Origin of the sequence: Puniceibacterium sediminis, from assembly GCF_900188035.1 — a bacterium.
Lineage (GTDB): Bacteria > Pseudomonadota > Alphaproteobacteria > Rhodobacterales > Rhodobacteraceae > Puniceibacterium > Puniceibacterium sediminis.
The window spans coordinates 21,896-43,615 of sequence record NZ_FZNN01000019.1 but is presented as its reverse complement, the minus strand read 5'-3'; the positions used below and the strand labels follow the sequence as shown (position 1 = coordinate 43,615).

General features: G+C 60.2%; 19 protein-coding genes and 2 pseudogenes. 14 read left to right on the top strand and 7 right to left on the bottom strand.

Going from position 1 to position 21,720, the window contains the following annotated elements; translation table 11 throughout:
* The first annotated feature begins 6 nt into the window (after window positions 1–6).
* The 7 genes and pseudogenes from CHB75_RS17395 to CHB75_RS17365 all read left to right on the top strand — a co-directional run bounded on the left by CHB75_RS17395 (window position 7) and on the right by CHB75_RS17365 (window position 5,842).
* Window positions 7–1,053, top strand: coding sequence for a hemin-degrading factor (locus CHB75_RS17395; protein WP_089272816.1), 1,047 nt, complete (start codon window positions 7–9; stop codon window positions 1,051–1,053).
* Window positions 1,050–1,943, top strand: a complete 894-nt coding sequence (locus CHB75_RS17390; protein ID WP_245841048.1) for a heme/hemin ABC transporter substrate-binding protein — start codon at window positions 1,050–1,052, stop codon at window positions 1,941–1,943. The genes CHB75_RS17395 and CHB75_RS17390 overlap by 4 nt, the downstream gene beginning before the upstream one ends.
* A 4-nt stretch (window positions 1,944–1,947) precedes the next feature.
* Window positions 1,948–3,021: a FecCD family ABC transporter permease gene (locus tag CHB75_RS17385; RefSeq protein ID WP_245841047.1), complete on the top strand. Its 1,074-nt coding sequence runs from the start codon at window positions 1,948–1,950 to the stop codon at window positions 3,019–3,021.
* Window positions 3,022–3,053: 32 nt separating this feature from the next.
* Window positions 3,054–3,860: pseudogene (locus CHB75_RS17380) on the top strand (heme ABC transporter ATP-binding protein); the annotation flags it as partial.
* A 17-nt stretch (window positions 3,861–3,877) separates the two neighbouring features.
* The gene (locus CHB75_RS17375; protein ID WP_089272812.1) at window positions 3,878–4,687 is read left to right on the top strand and encodes a siderophore-interacting protein; all 810 of its coding nucleotides are present in this window, start codon (window positions 3,878–3,880) and stop codon (window positions 4,685–4,687) included.
* A 137-nt stretch (window positions 4,688–4,824) separates the two neighbouring features.
* The gene (locus tag CHB75_RS17370) at window positions 4,825–5,262 is read left to right on the top strand and encodes a hypothetical protein (RefSeq protein ID WP_089272810.1); all 438 of its coding nucleotides are present in this window, start codon (window positions 4,825–4,827) and stop codon (window positions 5,260–5,262) included.
* Window positions 5,263–5,371: 109 nt separating this feature from the next.
* Window positions 5,372–5,842, top strand: coding sequence for a Dps family protein (locus CHB75_RS17365; RefSeq protein ID WP_089272808.1), 471 nt, complete (start codon window positions 5,372–5,374; stop codon window positions 5,840–5,842).
* A gap of 59 nt (window positions 5,843–5,901) precedes the next feature.
* On the opposite strand, the gene CHB75_RS17360 is transcribed toward CHB75_RS17365, so the two are convergent.
* The 3 genes from CHB75_RS17360 to hemP all read right to left on the bottom strand — a co-directional run bounded on the left by CHB75_RS17360 (window position 5,902) and on the right by hemP (window position 6,991).
* Window positions 5,902–6,162 (bottom strand): DUF1289 domain-containing protein, encoded by a 261-nt coding sequence (locus CHB75_RS17360; RefSeq protein ID WP_089272806.1) that lies wholly within the window; start codon window positions 6,160–6,162, stop codon window positions 5,902–5,904.
* Window positions 6,163–6,335: 173 nt separating this feature from the next.
* Window positions 6,336–6,737, bottom strand: coding sequence for a hypothetical protein (locus tag CHB75_RS17355; protein WP_245841045.1), 402 nt, complete (start codon window positions 6,735–6,737; stop codon window positions 6,336–6,338).
* Between the two features lie 77 nt (window positions 6,738–6,814).
* Complete coding sequence (gene hemP / locus CHB75_RS17350) at window positions 6,815–6,991, bottom strand: hemin uptake protein HemP (protein ID WP_425439515.1); 177 nt, start codon at window positions 6,989–6,991, stop codon at window positions 6,815–6,817.
* A gap of 477 nt (window positions 6,992–7,468) precedes the next feature.
* On the opposite strand from hemP, the gene CHB75_RS17345 reads away from it, so the two are divergent.
* Window positions 7,469–9,025 (top strand): alkaline phosphatase D family protein, encoded by a 1,557-nt coding sequence (locus CHB75_RS17345; RefSeq protein ID WP_089272802.1) that lies wholly within the window; start codon window positions 7,469–7,471, stop codon window positions 9,023–9,025.
* Between the two features lie 827 nt (window positions 9,026–9,852).
* On the opposite strand, the gene purU is transcribed toward CHB75_RS17345, so the two are convergent.
* Together purU and CHB75_RS17335 are read right to left on the bottom strand one after the other, a co-directional pair.
* Window positions 9,853–10,737 (bottom strand): formyltetrahydrofolate deformylase, encoded by an 885-nt coding sequence (gene purU, locus CHB75_RS17340; protein WP_089272800.1) that lies wholly within the window; start codon window positions 10,735–10,737, stop codon window positions 9,853–9,855.
* A 131-nt stretch (window positions 10,738–10,868) separates the two neighbouring features.
* Window positions 10,869–12,584 carry an MFS transporter gene (locus tag CHB75_RS17335; RefSeq protein ID WP_089272798.1) on the bottom strand — a complete coding sequence of 572 codons (1,716 nt, stop codon included), beginning with the start codon at window positions 12,582–12,584 and terminating at the stop codon, window positions 10,869–10,871.
* Between the two features lie 421 nt (window positions 12,585–13,005).
* Here CHB75_RS17335 and CHB75_RS17330 point away from each other — a divergent pair, with 421 nt between their 5' ends.
* The 6 genes from CHB75_RS17330 (at window position 13,006) to dps (ending at window position 19,333) form a co-directional block, all read left to right on the top strand.
* Window positions 13,006–14,082 carry an ABC transporter ATP-binding protein gene (locus CHB75_RS17330; RefSeq protein WP_089272796.1) on the top strand — a complete coding sequence of 359 codons (1,077 nt, stop codon included), beginning with the start codon at window positions 13,006–13,008 and terminating at the stop codon, window positions 14,080–14,082.
* 4 nt (window positions 14,083–14,086) lie between these two features.
* Window positions 14,087–14,971, top strand: coding sequence for an ABC transporter permease (locus CHB75_RS17325; protein WP_089272794.1), 885 nt, complete (start codon window positions 14,087–14,089; stop codon window positions 14,969–14,971).
* A complete protein-coding gene (locus CHB75_RS17320; protein WP_089272792.1) occupies window positions 14,964–15,764 on the top strand; it encodes an ABC transporter permease in 801 nt (266 codons plus the stop codon). The genes CHB75_RS17325 and CHB75_RS17320 overlap by 8 nt, the downstream gene beginning before the upstream one ends.
* Before the next feature lie 47 nt (window positions 15,765–15,811).
* A complete protein-coding gene (locus tag CHB75_RS17315) occupies window positions 15,812–16,837 on the top strand; it encodes an ABC transporter substrate-binding protein (RefSeq protein ID WP_089272790.1) in 1,026 nt (341 codons plus the stop codon).
* A gap of 57 nt (window positions 16,838–16,894) precedes the next feature.
* On the top strand, window positions 16,895–18,562 hold the full coding sequence (locus CHB75_RS17310) for an amidohydrolase (protein WP_089272788.1): 1,668 nt from the start codon (window positions 16,895–16,897) through the stop codon (window positions 18,560–18,562).
* 297 nt (window positions 18,563–18,859) lie between these two features.
* Window positions 18,860–19,333, top strand: a complete 474-nt coding sequence (gene dps, locus CHB75_RS17305; protein ID WP_089272786.1) for a DNA starvation/stationary phase protection protein Dps — start codon at window positions 18,860–18,862, stop codon at window positions 19,331–19,333.
* A gap of 310 nt (window positions 19,334–19,643) precedes the next feature.
* On the opposite strand, the gene CHB75_RS21760 is transcribed toward dps, so the two are convergent.
* A complete protein-coding gene (locus tag CHB75_RS21760; RefSeq protein WP_176439181.1) occupies window positions 19,644–19,820 on the bottom strand; it encodes a hypothetical protein in 177 nt (58 codons plus the stop codon).
* Window position 19,821: 1 nt separating this feature from the next.
* A pseudogene (locus CHB75_RS17300) lies at window positions 19,822–21,720 on the bottom strand (nitric oxide reductase activation protein NorD).

The following is a 21,720-nucleotide window of genomic DNA, read 5'->3' as shown; positions in this document are numbered from 1 at the left end:
TGGCACATGGCCCTTTCCCCGTTCGATATCAGACAGCACGAAGACGACGCCCCGAAACTGCGCGCGCGTGACATTGCCGAAACCCTTGGCATCAGTGAGGCCGAATTGGTCGCCGCGCGCTGTGGTGACAGCGTAACCCGCCTCAATCCGCATCCGGATGCCATCATCGGTGCGGCGCAAACTTTGGGTCCGGTCATGGCACTGACCCGGAATGCCAGCTGCGTGATTGAAAAGGTCGGCGTGTACGAGAATTACCGCTCTGGCGATCACGTCTCGATGGTGGTGGCCGAAGATATCGATCTGCGGTTGTTCACGTCGCACTGGTGCCACGCCTTTGCGGTGGAAAAGGACACCGAAAGGGGCAAGCAGCGCAGCCTTCAGGTCTTTGATGCCGCCGGGGATGCGGTCCACAAGATATTTCTGCGTGCGGAATCAGATGTGAATGCCTTCCACGCGGCAAGGGATGCTTTGCGGCATGCCGATCAATCGCCGGACTGTGAAACAGCGCCCCGCCAGCCGGTCGAAGCGGCCAAGGGCAACCCTGACAAGCTGGACATTTTGCGCGCCGAGTGGCTTCGCATGACCGACACGCATCAATTCATGCGCCTGACGTCCAAGCTGCGGATGAATCGGCTAGGTGCCTATCGCAGCGTCGGGGCGCCTTTTGTGCGCGCGCTGGCGACAGAGGCGGTCAATACCATGATGGAGCAGGTCCGCGACGCGGGGCTTGAGGTCATGGTGTTTGTCGGAAATCGCGGTTGCATCCAGATCCACAGCGGGCTGCTGGGTAATCTGAACCCCATGGGCCCGTGGCAAAATGTCATGGATCCGAGTTTTAACCTGCACCTGCGCACCGATCACATTGCCGAGGTCTGGGCCGTGGAAAAGCCGACCCAGCGCGGCCCGGCCGTATCGGTTGAAGCCTTCGACAAGGACGGCATGCTGATCCTTCAGGTCTTTGCAGTCGGCAAAGAGGGGCGTGACTGCCGCGCCGCCTGGGGTGACCTTGTGGCGGGGCTGGGTGGTCTGGTCGAACAGCAGGTTCCGGCATGAGCGGGCTTTTTAACATGCATGGCCCTCGATGGTTGTTGATCATCACCGTCGTCCTGGCGTCCGCGCTGGTCTTCGGGTCGGCGGCAGAGGCGGGCGCGGATACTGGCAAATCCGACAGGATCGTAAGCCTTGGCGGATCGGTGACCGAGATCATTTATGCCCTCGGCGCGGGTTCCCGGGTGATCGCCCGCGATACCACCTCCAGCTTTCCACCCGAGGCAGAGAAATTGCCCGATGTCGGCTATCTACGCGCACTGTCGCCCGAAGGTGTGCTTTCGGTGTCGCCCGGCTTGATTATCGCCGAAGAAGGTGCCGGCCCGCCCGAGACGATAGATGTGCTGAGAAACGCCAAACTGCCGTATTTCGAGATCCCCGAATCCTATGACCGCGCCGGGATCGTTTCCAAGATCCTCGCCGTGGGGGACGCCATCAATGAAGCCGAAAAGGCACGGGTTCTGGCCAACGCCCTCGACGCAAGCCTTGGCGCAGCACAGGCCCGGGCCGAAGCACGCGGTATCGAACACCGCAAGCGGGTGCTGTTCATCCTGTCGACCCAGAATGACCGAATCCTCGCCTCGGGGACAGGGACGGCGGCGGCTGGGATCATCGCCTTGGCAGGCGGGGATAACGCTGTGACCTCGTTTGAAGGCTACAAACCCCTGACCGACGAAGCGATTATTGCTGCCGCGCCGGACGTGATCCTGATGATGGATCGGGGCGGCGATCATGGTGCTGCCAACGGCGAACTTTTGGCGATGCCAGCGGTCACGCTGACACCGGCGGGAAAATCCGGCGCCGTGGTGCGGATGGACGGGTTGTATCTGCTGGGGTTCGGGCCGCGCACTGCTGATGCCGTCAACGACCTCTCCGCTGCATTGTACGGGGGGTAGGGGATTGGTTGCCTTCCCTGATTCAGCCATTGAAACGATTGGTCGCGACCGGGACATCGTAGCGCGTCGCACGCGGCTGCTGCTTATAACCGTGCTGGCGGCAACCTGCATCTTCAGCCTCGCTTTTGGTGCGGCGGGTACGTCGCTCTGGGGGGCACTCTACAAGCTGGCGAACGGTCAGACCCTATCAGACATGGAGCGCATCGTCCTGTGGGACATCCGCGCGCCCCGGACCCTGATGGGGGCCTTTGTGGGGGCGTCACTGGCCGTGGCCGGCGCGGTCATGCAGGGGCTGTTTCGCAATCCGCTGGCGGATCCGGGCCTTGTCGGCGTGGGGGCAGGGGCCGGGTTGGGCGCTATCTGCGCCATCGTATTGGGTGCACTGCTCCCGGCCGCATTCATAAACCTGTTTGGCAATTGGCTGGTCTCGGCGGCGGCATTCCTTGGCGGCTGGGGCTCGACCCTGCTGCTCTACCGGGTCGCTACCCGGTCCGGGCGTACATCGGTGGCGACGATGTTGCTGGCCGGGATCGCACTGGGTGCACTGGCCGGCGCGCTGTCGGGGCTTCTGGTCTATATGGCAGATGACCGCCAGCTGCGTGACCTGACGTTCTGGGGGCTTGGATCGCTTGCAGGGGCGACCTGGGCCAAGCTGTTTGTCGCAGTGCCGCTGATCCTTCTATCAATATGCGCCGCAGGATTCCTGGGCCGGGGTTTGAATGCCATGGCCCTTGGCGAAGCGACCGCCCACCACATCGGCATTCCTGTGCAGCGGCTAAAGACCGTGGCGGTTATGACCGTGGCCGCCTCGACCGGGGCGGCGGTGGCGGTGGCGGGGGGCATCGGGTTCGTCGGGATCGTGGTCCCGCACCTGCTGCGCCTTGCCACCGGGCCGGACCACCGGATGCTGCTGCCAAACGCCGCGCTTCTGGGTGCCAGCCTGCTGATCGGGGCGGATGTGATTGCCCGCGTGGTGATCGCGCCTGCGGAACTGCCTATCGGCATTGTTACCGCCGTGCTGGGTGCACCGGTCTTTCTATGGATCTTGCTGCGTCGGCGCGGATTGGTGGATCTGTGATGCTGAGGGCAGAGAGTATAAAGGTTGCCTTCGGGCGCAAACTGGTCCTGCGCAGCGTGGATTTTGCGGCTGCTCCCGGCCACTTGACGGCAATTGTCGGCCCCAACGGGTCGGGCAAGACAACTCTGCTGCGGGCCCTGACCGGAGAGGTTGGTCACAGCGGCACTGTCACTTTGGACGGCAGCGACATCGCGCGCATGAAAGGCTGGGAACTTGCTGCGCGCCGCGCCGTCCTCCCGCAGTCCGCAGTTTTGGCGTTTCCCTTTACCGTCATCGAGGTGGTCCGCATGGGCCTGTCCGGCGGCACCTCGGGCGGCGACAAATCAGTCCCCGGTGCGGCGCTGAGGCGCGTCGGGATGACCGGGTACACTGACCGCCTGTATCAGGAACTTTCGGGTGGCGAACAGCAACGGGTTCAACTGGCCCGGGTTCTGGCGCAGGTCTGGCATCCGGTCTGGCAGGGGCGGGCGCGTTGGCTGCTTCTGGACGAACCGGTGGCCAGCCTGGATATCGCGCACCAGTTGCTTGTGATGGGCATCGCCCGGGATTTCGCAAATAGCGGCGGCGGAGTCGTCGCGGTGATGCATGACCTGAACCTGACAGCGATGTTCGCCGATGCCGTCGCGGTGATGGCTGATGGTCAGATCATCGCGCAGGGACCAATGGCGCAGGTGATGACCGATGACACGCTGTCGCGCGCCTACGGGTGTGGTCTTCGCGTTGGCCTGCCGCCGGCTGCGGGCTCTACTTTCGTGTTGCCCCATACAGCGCGGCCGATCCATGAAATGAAACCGGAATTTACCGCAGTGGATCCTGCGCACTCAGGGACACCCTGCTGACTATAGGAACGTGAAAAATGAATGCCGTTAACAATAGCGCAAAACCCGCCAAACGCGCGCCCCGTCTGCTAACCGTAAAGGCCGCGTGGCGCATTACGCCGAACATGATCCGGGTGACCCTTCACGGTGCCGACCTGCACGAAATTGCCGAGGGGTGCGAAGGCGCAAACTGCAAGTTGTTCCTGCCCACGCCCGGACAGCCGCGCGAAGACTTTGCCACTCAGTTGGAAGAAGGTCCCCGACCGACCACCCGAACCTACACCGTGCGGTATTTCCGAAAGGACCTGGGCGAGATCGACATCGATTTTGTTGCGCACGGCGACAACGGCCCTGCGTCTGCCTGGGCCGGGCAGGCGCGCCCGGGCGATTTCTGCGGTTTCGCGGGCCCCGGCCCGGTCAAGCTGACGTCCTTTCATGCTGACTGGTTTCTTCTGGCTGCCGACATGTCTGCCATTCCGGTGGTCGCTGCCACGCTTGAAGCGATGCCTCGTGATTCGATTGGTGTGGCGATTTTCGAAGTTCTGGATGAGGCTGATCGCCAGCCTATCGCCGCTCCGCCGGGGGTCGTTCAGCATTGGATCGTGACACCTGAATCGAGGGTGCCCTCGCTGCGGCAGGAACAGATGATCCGGGACCTCAACTGGCCGACAGGCCGCGTGCAGACCTGTATCGCCGGTGAATCCAGCGTAATTCAGGGCCTTCGGCGCCACTTGCAGGTAGAACTCGGATTGCCACGCGAGGATACCTATATCTCAGGCTATTGGAAAATAGGGTTGGTGGAAGACGAACACCAGAACATGAAACGGCAGGAACGCCTTTCGGCATGAACCGTGTTCAGGCGTTTAATCTGTTAATCGGAGGCGAAGGACTATCGGTTACTTGTTTCGTACAATCCAGATGTTTATAGTCAGGATTACGGGCGCCCGCGCTTGGGTGACAAATCGAACAAAAAGCGACATTTGCCATGATGCCACTGCGACTGCACCGTGATCTGGAAGTGCTTCCCTCCAAGGGGATGCGCCTGAGTGATCTGGATCCTGCGCTGCGGGGTCTTCTCAATCACCTGCGCATGGTGTCCCTGCAATGCCGCTCTGCCGCCCGCACCGACCTTTTGGAGGCCTGCCGCATATTGTCGTCATCACCCGATGTCGCCAGAAACGCACATGCCGAAATGCTTATGAAGTGTCTGTCACAGGCCCTTGAAAAGCCCCCGCTGCTGTTTCGTCCCGGGGTAGAGGAAGTGTCGTTCGATGAGTCCTGGCTGCTGCGCGCCACGTTAGTCGTTGCAAACAAGGATTTTGACAGTTTTCGTTTCCTGTTGGCGTCCCGGGTGCCATCGCACGCGCGTCGCAATCTGGGCTTTCTGATCATCGGAGTCTCAGAGCAATTTTGTCTGGTTTAGAATTATTCTAAAAGTACTTGGCTTTTGCTCTGACTGTTGCTAATTTCTGGCAACAGCCAGCCAGCATTACCCCAGCCAGCCAGCCAATAGTTAATCAGGAGACGTTTAAATGACACAGACCGCCGCTGCGCTTTCCACCGATGCACAAACCGCGATCGTCGAGGCGCTCAACCAATCGGTTGCAGAAACGGCTGTTGCGACCATGCTTGCACAGAATTTTCACTGGAACGTTACAGGCATGGGTTTTGGCCCTCTGCACGAGCTGTTTCAGAAGATCTACGAAGATCATTTCGTGGCGCAGGACGATCTTGCCGAGCGTGTGAAGGCGCTGGACGGCCATGCTGAAGGCACGCTCGCCGGGATGCTGAAGCGTTCGAAGGTAGCGGAGCATGATGGTCATGCCACCGACAAGGAAATGATCGCTACAATGTTGGCGGCACAGGAAACCCTTGCCAAAACAGTCGCGGGCTGCGGTGAACTGGCCGCCGGTCATGGCGATAGCCTGACCGAGGATCTGTGCATTGCGCGTGGTCTAACCCACGAAAAGTTCGCTTGGTTCCTGCGCGCTCACCTGCGCTAAGTCTTCAAGAATTTATGAGTGCTACGCCGCCCGAGGAAACGAGGGCGGCGTTTTCAGTTTTACGACTCGGCGGACGGCAGGAAACCCATCGGTTCGATCTTTTTTTTACGCAATTTACGCATATAGGCCAACTGCCAGTGGCGGTATTTTCCCAACTGATTTTGCTGCGCCGTCAACATTTCGACGAAAGCCGTGCGATGGTCGTCTTTCTTCAGCGCCTTGAACAACGATTTCTGCGCTTTTGTCATTGAGCAACCGATACAGTGACCTTCGCGTTTGAATTTGCATACATCGATGCAGGGGCTGGGTGTCTTGCTCATGTGGCCTGGCCTTTGAAAGAATAAGGCGCGACCTGAAGCGCGCCTTATCAGCTGGGTATTGGGTCGAGGTATTGAAATAAGGCGCCGGGAAGGTCAAGATTGTCTTATCGCCTGACGAAAATTGAGCCGGCCAGACCGATCAGCGGTGCCAATATTCCGAATTGGAAGCATGTTCAATGCAGACGAATGACATTCGCCGGTTGGCTGATCTCGGGTGAAGGGGCGCTCTGGGCTGACATCATTCTCACCGTCGCTCCGACCCGCGCCGCGAGCACTGCAGCATTTTCAGCTTCTTTCGCTGATATCAGCAGTGTCGCGATCAGTGCGGCGTCTTCCATGTACCCGTCGCTTGCCGTGGCCACGAGATGCGCAAAGATGCCTTCGTCCGACCCGACGCAGGCGCAGTGCAGATCGTGCCGCACCAGTGGACGATGGCACCGGGTCACAATGAGCTGAATAAGACCTTCGAAGGCGCGCAATTCCTTTTGCGCGGTTTCCTGCGGCAAGCCTGTCGCATAAGAATTCCAGACCTGCGCCTGACCGTCGGGGCCCTGGCACCACAGACGCAGATTCATGATCAACTCTGCTTCCCAAGGCTCCATGCGGGTCAAGACACCAACAGAGGCGCCGCCGCGTTTGTGGTGATCAGCATTCATTTGGTCAGGATCAGCTTGTCTGCGCGGGTGATTCGCAGAACATAAGGCTGGCCATCCAGGATGATGCGTGCCTGTACGCCGTCAGCGACAAGGGCGCGTGCATCATAGGTCGGCACCGCGTCAGTCGGTTCAGCGCGCGAAAGGTGCGGGTTTGGGCGGGGCATCATGGTCATGGCATTCTCTCATATCGGTCAATAAAGGATTCCAGTTGAGTGTCCGACGGGAAGATGCCGCCGAGTGCTGTCTGAAGTATTTCACGCCAGCACAGTGCGGGTTCTCGCGCCGACAGGGGCGCAGGGTAAGTTCGTACAGGTCTATCCATTTGTCACCTCCGGTTGGTTTTGGTCCTGGCTGCCCAAGGGAAGAGGTGGCTTGGAAGGTTTGTCGTGCCTGACCATTCAATAAATACAAACCTGACAAAAATAGTCAACTTGATTTATCACGCGACACCAGCATTTTAGGTCGGTGCAATTTGGGTAGGTTCCCGGTCTGCCAGCGTGCTGATCTCTCAGTGTCGGGCGGGCAATGATTTCTTTGTAACGTCATCGTTTCCAAAACATCATGAACCTGTCGCGCAGGGGTTACGCACGCGACCGAGAAGTCCCGGCAGTTGGCCGTCGGAGCCAACACGACATGCAAGGGACACCATCATGACCAAGCTTCTCAGACCGACTCGCCGTGCCGTACTGGCAAGCGGCACCGCTTTTGCCGCAACGCTCGCCATGCCAAGCCTCAGCAAGGCCGCGCAGCGTCCTGTCTTCACACATGGCGTCCAGTCCGGCGATGTCGACACGTCTTCGGGCATGATCTGGACACGCACAGACCGCCCGGCGCGGGTGATGATGGAAGTGTCGACAACCGAAAGCTTTGCCAATTCACGTCACCTGACAACGCTCGACGCGCTGCCCGGGTCGGATTTTGCGGTCAAGCGTCTGGTCGAAGGTCTGCCCTCTGATCAGGACATTTTTTACCGGTTTACAGCTGCGGATCTTTCCGATCTCAACACCACGTCCGAGCCGCTTGTCGGGCGATTCCGCACGGCGCCTGCCGGGCGCCGTTCGGTTCGCTTTGCGTGGTCCGGTGACACCGCGGGTCAGGGCTGGGGTATCGACGATCAGGGCATGGCGACCTATGCCACGATGGCCCAGCACGAGCCTGACTTTTTCCTGCATTCAGGCGACACCATCTATGCTGATGGCGCCATGCAGGACGAAGTCGACCTTGCCGACGGCACAAAGTGGAAGAACACTGTGCTGATCGAAGAAAAGCGCAAAGTGGCCGAAACATTGGACGAATATCGTGGCCAGTGGAAATACAACATGATGGACGAACACGTCCGCGCGATGAACGCCATGGTGCCGACCTTCTACCAATGGGACGATCATGAGGTCATCAACAACTGGTCCGACAGCAAGGATCTGACAGCTGACGACCGGTACACCGAAAAGTCGGTTCATGTGCTGGCCTCGCGTGCCGCGCAAGCGTTCCACGAAATGACGCCGATCAGCTATACCCCTGCCGAGCCGGGTCGTGTCTACCGCAAGATGGCCTATGGGCCGATGGTCGACATCTTCTTCCTCGACATGCGTTCGTACCGTGGCCCCAACACAGAGAACCTCCAGACCGAAGCGTCCGATGCCACCCGTTTCCTCGGCACCCAACAGATCGAATGGCTCAAGCGCGAGCTGGCCAATTCGAAGGCCACATGGAAAGTGATCGCTTCTGACATGCCGCTGGGTCTGGTCGTGCGTGACGGCGACACATTGTTCGAGGCTGTGGCCAATGCCGATGATGGTGCTGCCAAGGGTCGCGAGTTGGAAATCGCGGATCTGCTGCGTTTCATCAAATCGGCGGACATCAAGAACACCGTCTGGTTCACCGCAGATGTGCATTACACGGCCGCACATTACTATGATCCGAACAAGGCGCAGTTCCAGGATTTTGCTCCGTTCTGGGAATTCGTCTCTGGCCCGCTGCACGCAGGCAGCTTCGGACCCAACGCCCTCGACATGACCTTCGGTCCCGAAGTGAAATACGTGAAGGCGCCCGAAGCTGGTCAGGCCAACCTGCCGCCGTCAGCCGGACTTCAGTTCTTTGGTCTGGTGGATGTGGATGGCGCGACGCAGCAGATGAAAGTGCGGCTGATGGATCGGGCGAACACCGAACTCTGGTCAATCACGCTTGACCCCGAGGGCACAACGTTCTGATCTTCCGACAAATGGAGCGGGCCGTTTAGGCCCGTTCCTGACGACATTGCAGAAGACGTTGGCGTGTCTACTCGCAAATCTTGCGAACCCGACTTCTCCACACTTCAAATCTTATAGGTCCAGAAGACCAATCTGACACCCTGCAGCTTCCAGGCTCCCTTGCGGGCTGTGTAAAAATAGAAATTAGATTTGAGCGACAGTTCTGCATACAGCAAGAACTTTTCTGTCGGCATGCGGATCGCCAAGGACGGCCTTACACTCTTGTTTCGGCACAAGAACGTCGCAGTCATCGATGCTATGAACTGATGTATGGAGAACTACGGCATCCATGGACGACAGGGATAGAAACGCGGTGCTCGGGGCGTAGCCCAGCGTGTCCGATTTGGTCTGCGTCGAGGTCGCTCTTGCGTCGGTTGTAGCCAGCTGAATCTCTGCGCTGTCTGGCTACATCGTCGAATTGTGCCCCCTCAACACTGGGCGGAACGTGATGCACATGGATCAGCTCGATGGCGCAAAGATACGGGAGCAGGGGCGGCGGCGGAGCGCCAGATTGGCCTTCCCAAGTGCGACCGAAAGGTTCGGATGAAGGGAGAAACAGAGACCGCGCCCCCGGTTGCCCGGCCCGTCTGGCTTGATGCCAAGGAGCAGGCGCAGCGAACCGAGCTGTATGAGATCGCGCGACTGCGCTTTCCCGGCTTCGATATCTATTTTGTCGAAGGGGAATGGCGTGGCTGGGCGGCGGGGAAGGCACCCGCACAGGACCAGAACTTTCTTGCCTTTACCCGCAGTTTGGCCGAAAAAACCGATGTAGACTGCGGCGCAGGGATTCAGCCCATACGTTCGGAGGCAAAGGCCCCGGCGGCGGCGGGGAACACCACGGTCTTGTCGCCGTTCAGGAAAACCCGTTTGTGCACATGGGCGTGCACCGCACGCGACAGCACCTGCGCCTCAACATCGCGCCCAAGAGAGACATAATCCTCGGGGCTTTGGGCGTGTGTGACGCGCACGGTATCCTGTTCGATGATCGGGCCTTCGTCCAGATCAGACGTGACATAGTGCGAGGTCGCGCCGATCAGCTTCACGCCGCGCTCATGCGCCTGTTTGTAGGGGTTTGCCCCCTTGAACGACGGCAGGAAAGAATGGTGGATGTTGATGATCCGGCCAGACATCTTGCGGCACATGGCGTCCGAAAGGATCTGCATGTAGCGCGCCAGAACGATCAACTCGGCCCCGGTATCTTCGACAACGGAAAGGATCTGCGCCTCGGCCTGAGGTTTGTTTTCCTTGGTGACCTTGATGCAGTGGAACGGGATATCCTGGTTCACCACGACCTTCTGGTAATCCATATGGTTGGAAATAACGCCAACGATCTCGATCGGAAGCGCGCCGATACGTGAACGGTACAGCAGATCATTCAGGCAATGGCCAAAGCGCGACACCATCACGACGACCTTTTCCTTGCGACGTTCGTCATGGAAGCCGTAGGTCATGCCGAACGGCTTGGCGGCATCGATCAGCCCGTCATTCAGCGCCTCAAGGGTGACGCCGGTTTCGGGCACAAAGCTCATCCGCATGAAGAACCGGCCCGTCGCCAGATCGTCGAATTGCGAACTGTCGGTGATGTTGCAGCCATTGGCGGCAAGGTAAGTGGAAATCATCGCCACGATTCCGCGGGTCGAAGGGCAAGTCACCGTCAGGCAGTATTTTGACATGGGGAATCTCTGTGAGGTCGGAGGGTTCGCGGACAGTGTTACGCCCGGCAGAATCGGCCTAGTAGGGGACAAGCGTCCAGACGGATACCGTTAGCGACAAAATGCAGGGTGCCGGTGATTTGGCTGGCAGATCAGTTCGCGCGCGTCGGGTCGGTCATCGGATCACCGACTTCACGACCGCCCGGAACATGATCGGCCGAGGCCGAGCCAACGGGGCGTTCGATCAGCCGGTGAACGCGTGTTTCGTGGTTGTCGATATGCAGGGCCCGGATCCGATCGAAATTTTCCAGATCGGCATGGGTGCGGCGCTGCGTGTCGCGCACGTATTCAAGCCATGTGGCCATGTGGTAGCGCTCGATCCACAGGTCCGGTTCCGCCAGATCGCGCAGCAGGGTCCAGCGGCGCGCGCCGTCCCGGCGACAAATCCGCCGCCGTTCATTCATCGCGGCCAGAAAGGCGCGGATGTTTTTTTCGGCGACGCGATGTTCGATCGTGATGACGATGGGGCCAGAACGGGCATGGATCGGCACGGCGGTCGCGGGTTCCTTGAATCGGTTCAGCGGTTCAAGGTCCTCTTCGCCGCTAAGGGGCAGGGGCAGCAAAAGGCCAAACAGGCCTCCGGCAGCCTGCAGCGCTGCGGCGCAGAGCAGCGCCGTCTCGACCCCCATGTTTTCAGCGATGAAGCCAAAGCCCCAGGCACCGGCGGCCATGCCCCCGAAGGTCGCCATCTGATACAGTGACAAGGCACGCCCGACGACCCAGCGCGGGGTGGATAACTGTACCGTGACGTTGAAGGTCGAAAGAGCCAGTACCCAGCCTGACCCGGCAATCATCAGCGCGGGCACGGTCAGCAGCATGGTCCGGCTCAGGCCCGTGCCGATGCCACCCAGCACCAGCGCAACAGAGGCCAGCCGCACGATGTTTTCGTTTGTCAGTCGTGATCTGATGCGGCCGCTGGACAGCGCGCCAGCGACGGCCCCGACGCCGAAGGCCCCCAGCAGGATGCCATAGGTCAGCGGACCGCCTGCAATCAGGTGGCGGGCGACGATCGGCATAAGGGCAGGTATCGCCGCCGCTGCGGCCCCAAAGACACAGCTGCGCGTAAGGACAGTGCGGATGTTCGGGGACATGGCGACATACCGCAGTCCGGCTGCCATGGCGGTGCCGATCCGTTCGCGTGGCAGGGCGCGTGGCTTTGACTCGGGTTGCCAGCGCAGCAGGACGGCAATCAGGCCGATATAACTTACGGCGTTGGTCAAAAACGCGCCCGCAGCTCCGGCCGCCGCGACGATGGCGCCGCCGATGGCCGGGCCAACCGAACGGGCGATGTTGAATCCCATCGAATTGAGCGCTACCGCGCCGGGCAAGGCCGAGCGCGGCACCATATCGCCCACGGATGCCTGCCAGGCCGGGTTGTTGAGCGCGGTTCCGCAGCCAATTGCAAAGGTAAAGGCCAGCAGACCCCAGGGCGACAGCCAGTCGTTCCAGGCAAACCAGGCAAGCAGAACAGAGATGGCGACCATGTAGAATTGCGCGCAAAGCATCACGATCCGGCGGTCAAGATTGTCGGCGATGGCCCCCGCCATGAGCGAGAACAGCATGATCGGAAGCGCAGTCGAGGCCTGGACCAGCGCGACATGCTGCGGCGAATCCGACAGCGATGTCATAAGCCAGGACGCGCCCACCGCCTGCACCAATCCGCCAAAGTTCGAGGACATGGAGGATAGCCAGATCGCCCGGAAAATCGGAATGGAAAACGGGGAAACAGACGGCTCTTTCAGGATTGCTCTCCACTGGTCACGGCCCGTCGGCCTGCCGACGCCGTTGGCCGGGGCTAACCCTTTCATTGGTAGCGATCCAGGGACGCCGGAGCAACTACAGACGTGGTCGCCATTGTCGGCAACGACGCCTCCGGTCAGGGCGGATGGGTGGCCTTATGCGGGCGACCAGTTGTCCTGCCTTGCCCGGACAGGAAGAGCGTCCGTCCCGGCACCGTTACCCCAATGCAGGGTCAGCGCGACTATTTTAGGCAGTATGGATAAATACGCCCCCTGTGCGGATTGTTAACGAATATGGCGGGGTGCGTTGCCGGACTCAGGCAATTTAACCAACTGAAATATATTATAAAAATATCGAAAAAGTGGCACCGAAAGCGTCCGCCTGAAAAATCGCAGAAGCCAATCCTGTCACACATTAACTGTAACATCCCCCTTGCCATGAGGCGGTTCTAAATGATTTGATCAAATTATTCTTTGAAAGACGAGATGCATGATCGAAATCGACAACGTCAGCAAACTATTCGGTGCGGGTGACAGCGCCTTCCGGGCCCTCGACCGGGTCTCGGTCAATATCCGGGAAAACGAATTTTTCACTTTGCTAGGCCCGTCCGGGTGCGGCAAGACCACGCTTCTGCGGATGATCGCAGGGTTTGAGGGACCGACCAGCGGACAGATCCTGCTGGATGGGCAGGACCTGTCGGACAAGCCGCCGTATCGCAGGCCGGTCAACACCGTCTTCCAATCCTACGCCCTGTTCCCACATATGAGCGTGGCGGAAAATGTCGGGTTCGGGCTGAACATGCTGGGCCGATCCAAATCCGAAGTCGCGGCGACGGTAACAGAGATGCTGAAGCTGGTCCGTATGACGGATCTTGCCGACCGCAAGACATCCGAGATTTCGGGCGGTCAGCAGCAGCGTGTCGCATTGGCCCGTGCGCTGGCGCCGCGCCCCAAGGTTCTGCTGCTGGACGAACCGCTGTCGGCGCTCGACTTCAAGCTGCGCAAGGAAATGCAGCTCGAACTCAAGCGGCTGCAGTCCGACACCGGGATCACCTTTGTCTTTGTCACCCATGATCAGGAAGAAGCGCTGACCATGTCCGACCGGATCGCGGTGATGAGCGCCGGTCGCATCCGCCAGATCGGCGGGCCGCGCGAAATTTATGACCAGCCGGCTGATCGCTTTGTCGCGGATTTCATCGGGGATACCAATTTCCTGCCTGCCGAGATGATCGCGCGGACCGGCGACAGTGCACAGCTGAGGCTGGCACAGGGGGTCGAAGTGACGGCACGCGCCGGCCAGATCGACAAGACCAGCGGAACGGTCACTCTGGCCATCCGTCCCGAACATGCGCGCCTTGTCGCGCCGGACGCGGGTCAGCTGACTGGTGTGCTGGATGAAATCGTCTATTTCGGCACCGACACGCATTACCACATTCTGTTGGATGGCTTTGGTACGCGGTTCGTTTTGCGCCTTCAGAACACCCCTGATGAGATGCGCATGATGCAGCAAGGCGATAGGGTAGGGGTCGCGCTGGCGGCTTCGGCCGGTCAGGTGCTGAAGGATTGAGCCAATGAGCCCCATACGCACCCGCGCCGCCCTTCTTGCCCCTGCAATGGTGATCCTGCTGTTCGCCGCGGCAGGGCCGCTTGTGATAGTGCTGATCTATTCCTTTCTGACGCCGGGCGACTATGGCGGCGTGATCTGGGACTTTTCGACCGATGCATGGTTTGGCGTGCTGGCCGAGCGTGACTTTTTCACCGAAGAGCTGAGCTGGGCCGATGCGCATCTGATGGTGTTCTGGCGGTCCATCAAACTGTCCCTGATGACGGCCTTTCTGTCCCTGATCATCGGCTTTCCCACCGCCTATTTCATCGCGACACGCCCGCGGGGCAGCCGGGATGTCTGGATGCTGCTGATCATGATCCCATTCTGGACCAACCTTCTGATCCGCACTTTTGCGATCATGGAGCTGATCCGCAACGAGGGCACGATCAACACCGTCCTGATCGCCATGGGGCTGGTAACGCAGCCGGTGCAGATGCTGTATACTGAATTTTCGCTGCTGGTGGGGATGACCTACGTCTATCTGCCGCTGATGATCCTGCCGATCTATGCCTCGATGGAGCGGATTGATTTCAGTCTGGTGGAGGCGGGCTATGACCTTTACGCCACCCGCTGGCAGGTATTGCGGCGGGTGATCTTTCCGCTGGTGAAGCCCGGCGTCGTGGCTGGTTCTATTCTGGTCTTTGTGCCCTGCCTTGGCGCCTATGTGACACCGCGCGTTCTGGGTGGGGGCAAACAGTTGATGCTGGGCAATCTGATCGAGCTTCAGTTTGGCCAATTGCGAAACTGGCCGCTGGGGGCTGCGCTGTCTCTTACCCTGCTGGTAATCGTGATGGTCGCGCTGATCTTCTATGTTCGCGCCGCAGGCAATGAGGAGAGCGCACATGGCTAAATCCTTTGATGTCAGACGGCAGCCCGGATTTAGCACCATCGCGATGCTGTGTTTCGTGATGCTTTACCTGCCGATCATCCTGCTGGTGGCCTATTCGTTCAATGCGGGGGAATCCATTTCCCACTGGGAAGGGCTGTCGCTGCGCTGGTACGCATCTGCCTGGCAGAATGATCAGATCCAGGCGGCCACCATCCGGTCGATCACCATCGCCACCACGGCCGCGCTTCTGGCGACATCAGCCGCCGTTCTGGCCGCACTTGCGACCACGCGGACACGCCCTTGGCGGGGACAGACCGTTGCCTTTGCGATGATCAACCAGCCGCTGATGGTGCCCGAGATCGTGACCGCGGTATCGCTGCTGATCTTCTTCGCCATGCTCAAGGTGGCGACGGGGTATACCGGGCTGTGGTATCTGATTGTTGCGCATACGGCATTCTGCATTCCCTTTGCATACATGCCGATCCGGGCGCGTTTGCAGGGCATGGATCTCAGCCTCGAACAGGCCGGGGCGGATCTGTACGGCACGCCGGTCAAGGTGTTCCGCTACATCACCCTGCCGCAGCTTTGGCCCGGAATCCTCGCCGGTGGAATGCTGTCCTTCGTGATCTCGCTTGACGATGTGGTGATCACCGAGTTCGTCAAATCCGCAGGACAGGATACACTGCCCACCTATATGCTGGGGCAACTCAGGCGGAACATCACGCCCGAAATCAACGCCATTTCGACCGCGCTGCTGGCCTTGTCCATCCTGCTTGTCACCGCAATGTTCTTTTTCAGCCGGACGCGTAAATGATCCGGCATAATCCGCCCCGACGGGGCACACCAACTGGGAGAAGTCACATGAAACGCACGGTCCTACTGACCAGTCTCGCCGCCCTCATTGCAGGTGCGGCCCATGCCGAAGGGCAGCTCAACATCTACAACTGGGGCAACTACACCAGCCCCGAGATGATCGAAAAGTTCGAAAAGGAATTCGACGTCAAGGTGACGATCACCGACTACGATTCCAACGACACCGCGCTGGCCAAGCTCAAGGCCGGCGGCAGTGGTTTCGACATCGTGGTGCCGTCCGGGTCCTACGTGCCGATTTTCATCGCCGAAGGCGTGCTGATGAAATCCAACCCGAACGAGCTTGAGAACTTCAAAAATGTCGATCCGCGCTGGGTCGATGTCGAATTCGATAAGGGCCGTGAATACACCGTGCCGTGGCAGTGGGGCACCGTTGGCGTCAGCGTCAATACCGGGGTCTATGACGGTGATATCGACACCGCCGCGGTTGTCTTTGATCCGCCCGAAGAGCTGAAGGGCAAGATCAACGTCATCCCCGAGATGATTGATGTTATGAACCTCGCGGTTCACTACATGGGCGGTGAGCAGTGCACCGGTGACAAGGACGTTCTGGTCAAGGTTCGCGACAAGCTGGTCGAGGCCAAGCCTTTTTGGCTATCGATGGCCTATGGCAACATCGAACGCCTTGCGAACGAAGATATCGCTGCAAGCGTCAACTGGAACGGCGCGTCGATGCGCGCGCGGCTGCAGAACGAAGATGTGAAATTCGGCTATCCGCAGACTGGCTATTCGATCTGGATGGACAATGCCGGGATCACTTCGGACGCGCAGAACGTCGACAATGCCAAGCTGTTCCTGAACTTCATGATGGACCCCGAAAACGCCGCGATGCTGTCGAACTTTGCCCGTTACGCGAATGGTATCAAAGGATCTGAGGCGTTCATGGATGAGGTCATGGCCGTTGCGCCTGAGATCAATATCCCGGAAGGTTTGCAAGCGGCCGGCTATATCTCGAAGAGCTGCCCGCCCGAGGTGCAGAAGATCTATTCGCAGATCTGGACCGAACTGACCAAATAAGTCTAACGGGCGGTTCCCATCCGGGGGCCGCCCTTTGTTCTTCACCGAAAGGCTCCCATGTCCGCCGCGCCCGATCTTGTCATACTCAACGGTTCTCTGATCTCCTTCGCCCCTGAACAGCCCCGCGCCACTGCGCTGGCGGTGCGTGACGGTGTGATCGTAGCGGTGGGGGATACTGCCGCCATCAGCGATCTGGCCGGACCCGCGACCCGCATCATCGACGCACAGCGTGCCAGCGTGCTGCCCGGGTTCATCGACAGCCATGTGCACCTGTTTGGCGGATCGGTCGAACTCGACTATCTCGATCTGGGTGGCATGACGGGGTTTGACGCGGTCACCCCCGCGGTTCGTTCGCGGTCTGTTGCTGATCCCGCGGCCCCACTGATCTTTGCGGTGCAGGCCGACTACGGCATGTTCGGTGCGGGCCATCGGACCACACGGCATGATCTTGACCGCGTTCTGCCGGATCGCCCCTTTGCCATGTTCGCATCTGATCACCATACGGTCTGGGCCAATACCCGCGCCCTTGAATTGGCGGGCCTTCTGAACGGCGGCCCGACCGAGGTGGGATCCGAAATTGTGATGGGCAAGGACGGTATGGCCGAGGGCGAGTTGCGCGAGCCCGGCGCATACGCTGCTATCCTCGCGCTGACCCCTTACGGTGGGCGCGAACTTGCGGGGCTTGTGACCGGCAAGGACCCTGTTCCGTCGGCAACAGCCGCCGAACGGTCCCGCGATCTGGACGCGATCCGGCGCGGGCTGAAACATTGCGCCAGCCACGGCATCACCGGGCTGCACAACATGGACGGCAATTTTTACACCATGGAACTGCTTGCCGCGCTTGAAGCCGAAGGCGACCTTATCTGCCGCACGCAAGTACCGTTCCATTTCAAATCCGTCGACACGCTCGACCGTTTTGCCGAGGCCGAAGAGATGCGCCGCCGCTGGTCCAGCGACCGGCTGTGGTGCAACAACGTCAAGATGTTCATGGACGGGGTGATCGAAAGCCACACTGCGCTGATGTTGCGCCCCTATCCCGGATCAGACCACGCAGGGGACGCGGTTTTCGACGCGGATCAGTTCAACGCCGCCTGTATCGAAGCCGACCGGCGTGGTTTCCAGATCGCCACCCATGCGATTGGCGATCTGGCCGTGCGCCGCACGCTGGATGGTTATCAGGCGGCCCGGGACGCAAACGGTGCCCGCGATGCGCGCCATCGGATCGAACATATCGAAACACTGCACGCGGATGATCTGCCGCGCTTTGCCGATCTGGGGGTTGTCGCATCCTTCCAGCCCGGCCATGCGCCGTTCGGGCATATCTATTCTGCCGGGGCGATTGATCCGCACCTGCACCCCGATCAGAAGACGCTGGCCTATGGCTGGCAGACGCTGCGCGATGCGGGCAACCGCGTCATCTTTTCCACGGACTGGCCGGTGATCAGGGTCGATGTGATGGCCAGCCTGCGCGCGGCCACCGCCCCGGCGCGTATGGATCCACCCTGGACGGACCAGCGTCAGAGCGTGCTTGATGCGCTGGCCTCATACACCGCCGACAACGCCTGGGCTGAGTTCAACGAAGCCCGTAAGGGGCGGCTGTCCCCCGGGATGATGGCCGATATCGTCGTCATGCGTGACGATCTGGAAGCCATCGATCCTGACCGCTTCGAAGATACCGGTGCGGCGATCACCATCTCTGGCGGACAAGTCGTGTTCGCGGCGTAAACCGACCGCGTCGCGGGCCCAAACCACTGCATGAAATTGTCTTTGTCGTGATCCTGTCACCGTGCGGCTTGTCGGTCGGCGCCGGTCCGGTGCGTCTTGCGCATCCGCAGCCAGCGGGAACGCTTTGCGAAGTTGTTCGTTGTTGAGGGGAAGACGGTCGCGCCCGGGTCACCGGTGACGCAGGACCGTCGCGCAATGGGAACAGGGACTTGGGACAGATCCCATCCAGACCTCTGTTGTGCAGTGAAATTGTGGACCGTCCGATTTGGCGATCCGTGAAAACCGTAGGAGAAATACATGCCCGAACATTTTGTCAGCGAACTGAATCAGGACACCCGGACCGAGATGGTCGACCTGCTGAACGCAAACCTGTCCAACACGATTGCCCTGACCATGGCCGTAAAACAGGCCCACTGGAACCTCAAGGGGCGCGGTTTTATTGGCGTGCACGAACTGCTTGATGACGTGGCGGACCGTCTTCGGGAAGGCGCGGACCTGATGGCGGAACGTGCGGTTATCCTTGGCGGATTTGCAAAGGGCACGATCGAGGTGGTGGCCGAGCAGAGCAAGGTCGAACCCTATCCCGTCGAGGAATCCGATATCGCGGCCCATATCGAGGCATTGAAAGAACGGTTCATGTTTGTCGGGGGCGAGGTGCGCAAAGCGATGGACGCGGCGGGTGAAGCGGGTGACGAAGATACCGCCGACCTGTTCACAGAAGTGAGCCGCACCCTGGATAAGGATGCCTGGTTCATCGGTGCAAACGCTTAAAACTTGATTCAACACCCAGCCTGCCAGAGTTGGCGGGCTGGCCCTAACGGCGCGGAGAATTGATATACTGTTCAGCAGTGCCTCTTTGGCTTCTCGATAAATTTTTAGGCCCGACATCGGCGACCTACCACATTTCTATCTATTTAGAATTCTGCGATTTCGCGTCGGCGTGATGCATTAAATTTCTGATGTGGCGCGCGAAAGACCAAGTTGCAGGCAGGCCGATCATGGCTCCGCCCCCGCGCCGAGGGGCCCGCGCCAAGGGGAAAGAGGGCAGGCGTGATGCGGCCCACACCCCATCCAGCCTGCATTATCTACGCCGCACCAGCATATGCACCACAAGCAGCGCGGCCAACAATGCGACAGAGGCCCAGAGGAACCACCATTCGGCAGCTGCGGTCTGCGCCAGTGGTATTGGCCGTATAAAGCCCTCTGCGTGGGCTGATGTGGGAAGAAATGCTGCGATTGCATAGGTCAAATAATGCATGTCAAGATTCCTGTGTCAGGTTTAGGTAAATCTCGGGCAGGACGCGGATCAACCTGTCGGGGCGCGGCGGCAGGTGAAACCCGCCCCGCCCGAAGATCCGTGTGAACCAGTTCTGTTCATCCTCGTCGATGATGATCTCGTGAACGACCTGGCCGCTGCGACGCGCCTCGGTGACGGCCATGTGCCTGTCCTCAACGCTGTGCTGGCCTTCGTAATGGTCCGGATCGTTTGGCTAGCCATCAGTCAGCACGATCAGCAGTTTTCGGGCGGCGGTTTAATTGGACAACTGCGCGCTGACATGACGGATTGCAGCCCCGAGCCGGGCGTAGTGCCCGGGTTTCAGCGCACAGATATTGTCGATGACCTGACCGTCCATGGTCTGATCAAACCCCTTGCCGCGGGTCAGGAACACCCTGTCCCGCCTGAGCGCAGAGCACCCCCAGATACCCAGCCTGTCGCCCGCCGCGTCCATACCGCCGACAAATGCGGCCAGCGCATCACGCGCGACGTCGATCATGCAGGTGTCATCCACGGCGGATTCCGTCGACCGCGACGTGTCGATCAGGAGGGCCACGCCCAGATCCCGCTGGGTCTGGCGCGCGAATTGAAAGATCCGGTCGTTGCACCGGCCTGTTGCCTGCAGGTCGATCCGCGCCGCGATCAGCGCATCAAGATCCAGTTCGGAGCCGTCGATCTGGCGCGATTGCAGGATGCGGCGGGGGCGCAATGCTTCGAATTGGCGGTGCACCTCTTGTATACGCTTGCGGTTGGGCACTAAGGCGTGCGCCGGGTCCGGCACGGCGTCCACCTCGAGCACGCGGCAATGGTCGGGCATGTAGCTGCGCGAACGATGGTTCCATTCGGGATAGGTGTGCACGCCGGCAAGGCGTTCGTGATCCGCATCCGCCGGGGACAGGTCCAGATGCAAACGCAACCGGGTCGCAGCACGGCGGTCGTTTTTGGACAGGGTGATTTTGTCCTGATCCTCGGCTGCCTTTTGGGCATTTTCGTCATCATCATCGTGGATCGAGCGGTTGAGGTTCATGGATTCAACCCATGACAGGATGGATTCGAACCGGTGCAGGATAAAGCTGTCCTTGCGGTTAGCCTCGGCGCGATCTTTGCGGATGCCCAGTTTGCGTGTCGTTGTGGTGGCGACCGGGGGGGCCTCGGCCGGGTCATCCTGCGGATCATCGGGGGCGCGACCGCGTCCCGCAGGCGTGAAATCCAGCCAGACCGGCACCGGCGCAAAGGTCATGTGGCCGCGTGGCGACGACAAGTCCTGACCATGGGATCGGGGGCCAAGGCCCAGCCGGGCGCGCAGGGCCTGTTCCACAGCGGCCTCTGACGGCGGAAGCCGCACAGACGGGCGCGTCGCAAGGATGTGCGCGGCCATCGCGTCATAGCTTTGGCGCAGACCAGTGCAGGCCGCATACACCCGCTGCCCCGTCGCGATGTTTGCGTCGATCATGGCGTGATCGCGCGCGGCGCCGTATGCCACGTCGATGTCAAAGACGGATGTGTCGCTCAGCGCCGCAAGCGCCGTCAGCCAGAAATAGGTCCGCCGGTTCAATGCCATGGATGGAAAGGCGTCGATCACGGGCGGCAGGCGCAGGCGTTCGCCGTCAAAACTGGCAAGGCAGATCTTGTCGCGTTCCGTTGCCAGCTTGCGCAGTACGGGACGGCGATGCCGCGCCACGGTGGCAGGCGCTTCGCCCAGTTCCACCCCGGGCCGTCCGCCCAGCGCACGGAACATCATCAACAGGCTGCGGCGCACATCTTCCAGTCTGGCCTGTGCCTGCGGATAGGCGTGATCGGCACCGATCCCGACAGCATAGTCGTGCCATAGATTGCCGACGGTTTCTTCGGGGTCCATCAGGTCAAGGGGGTGCAGCGCCAT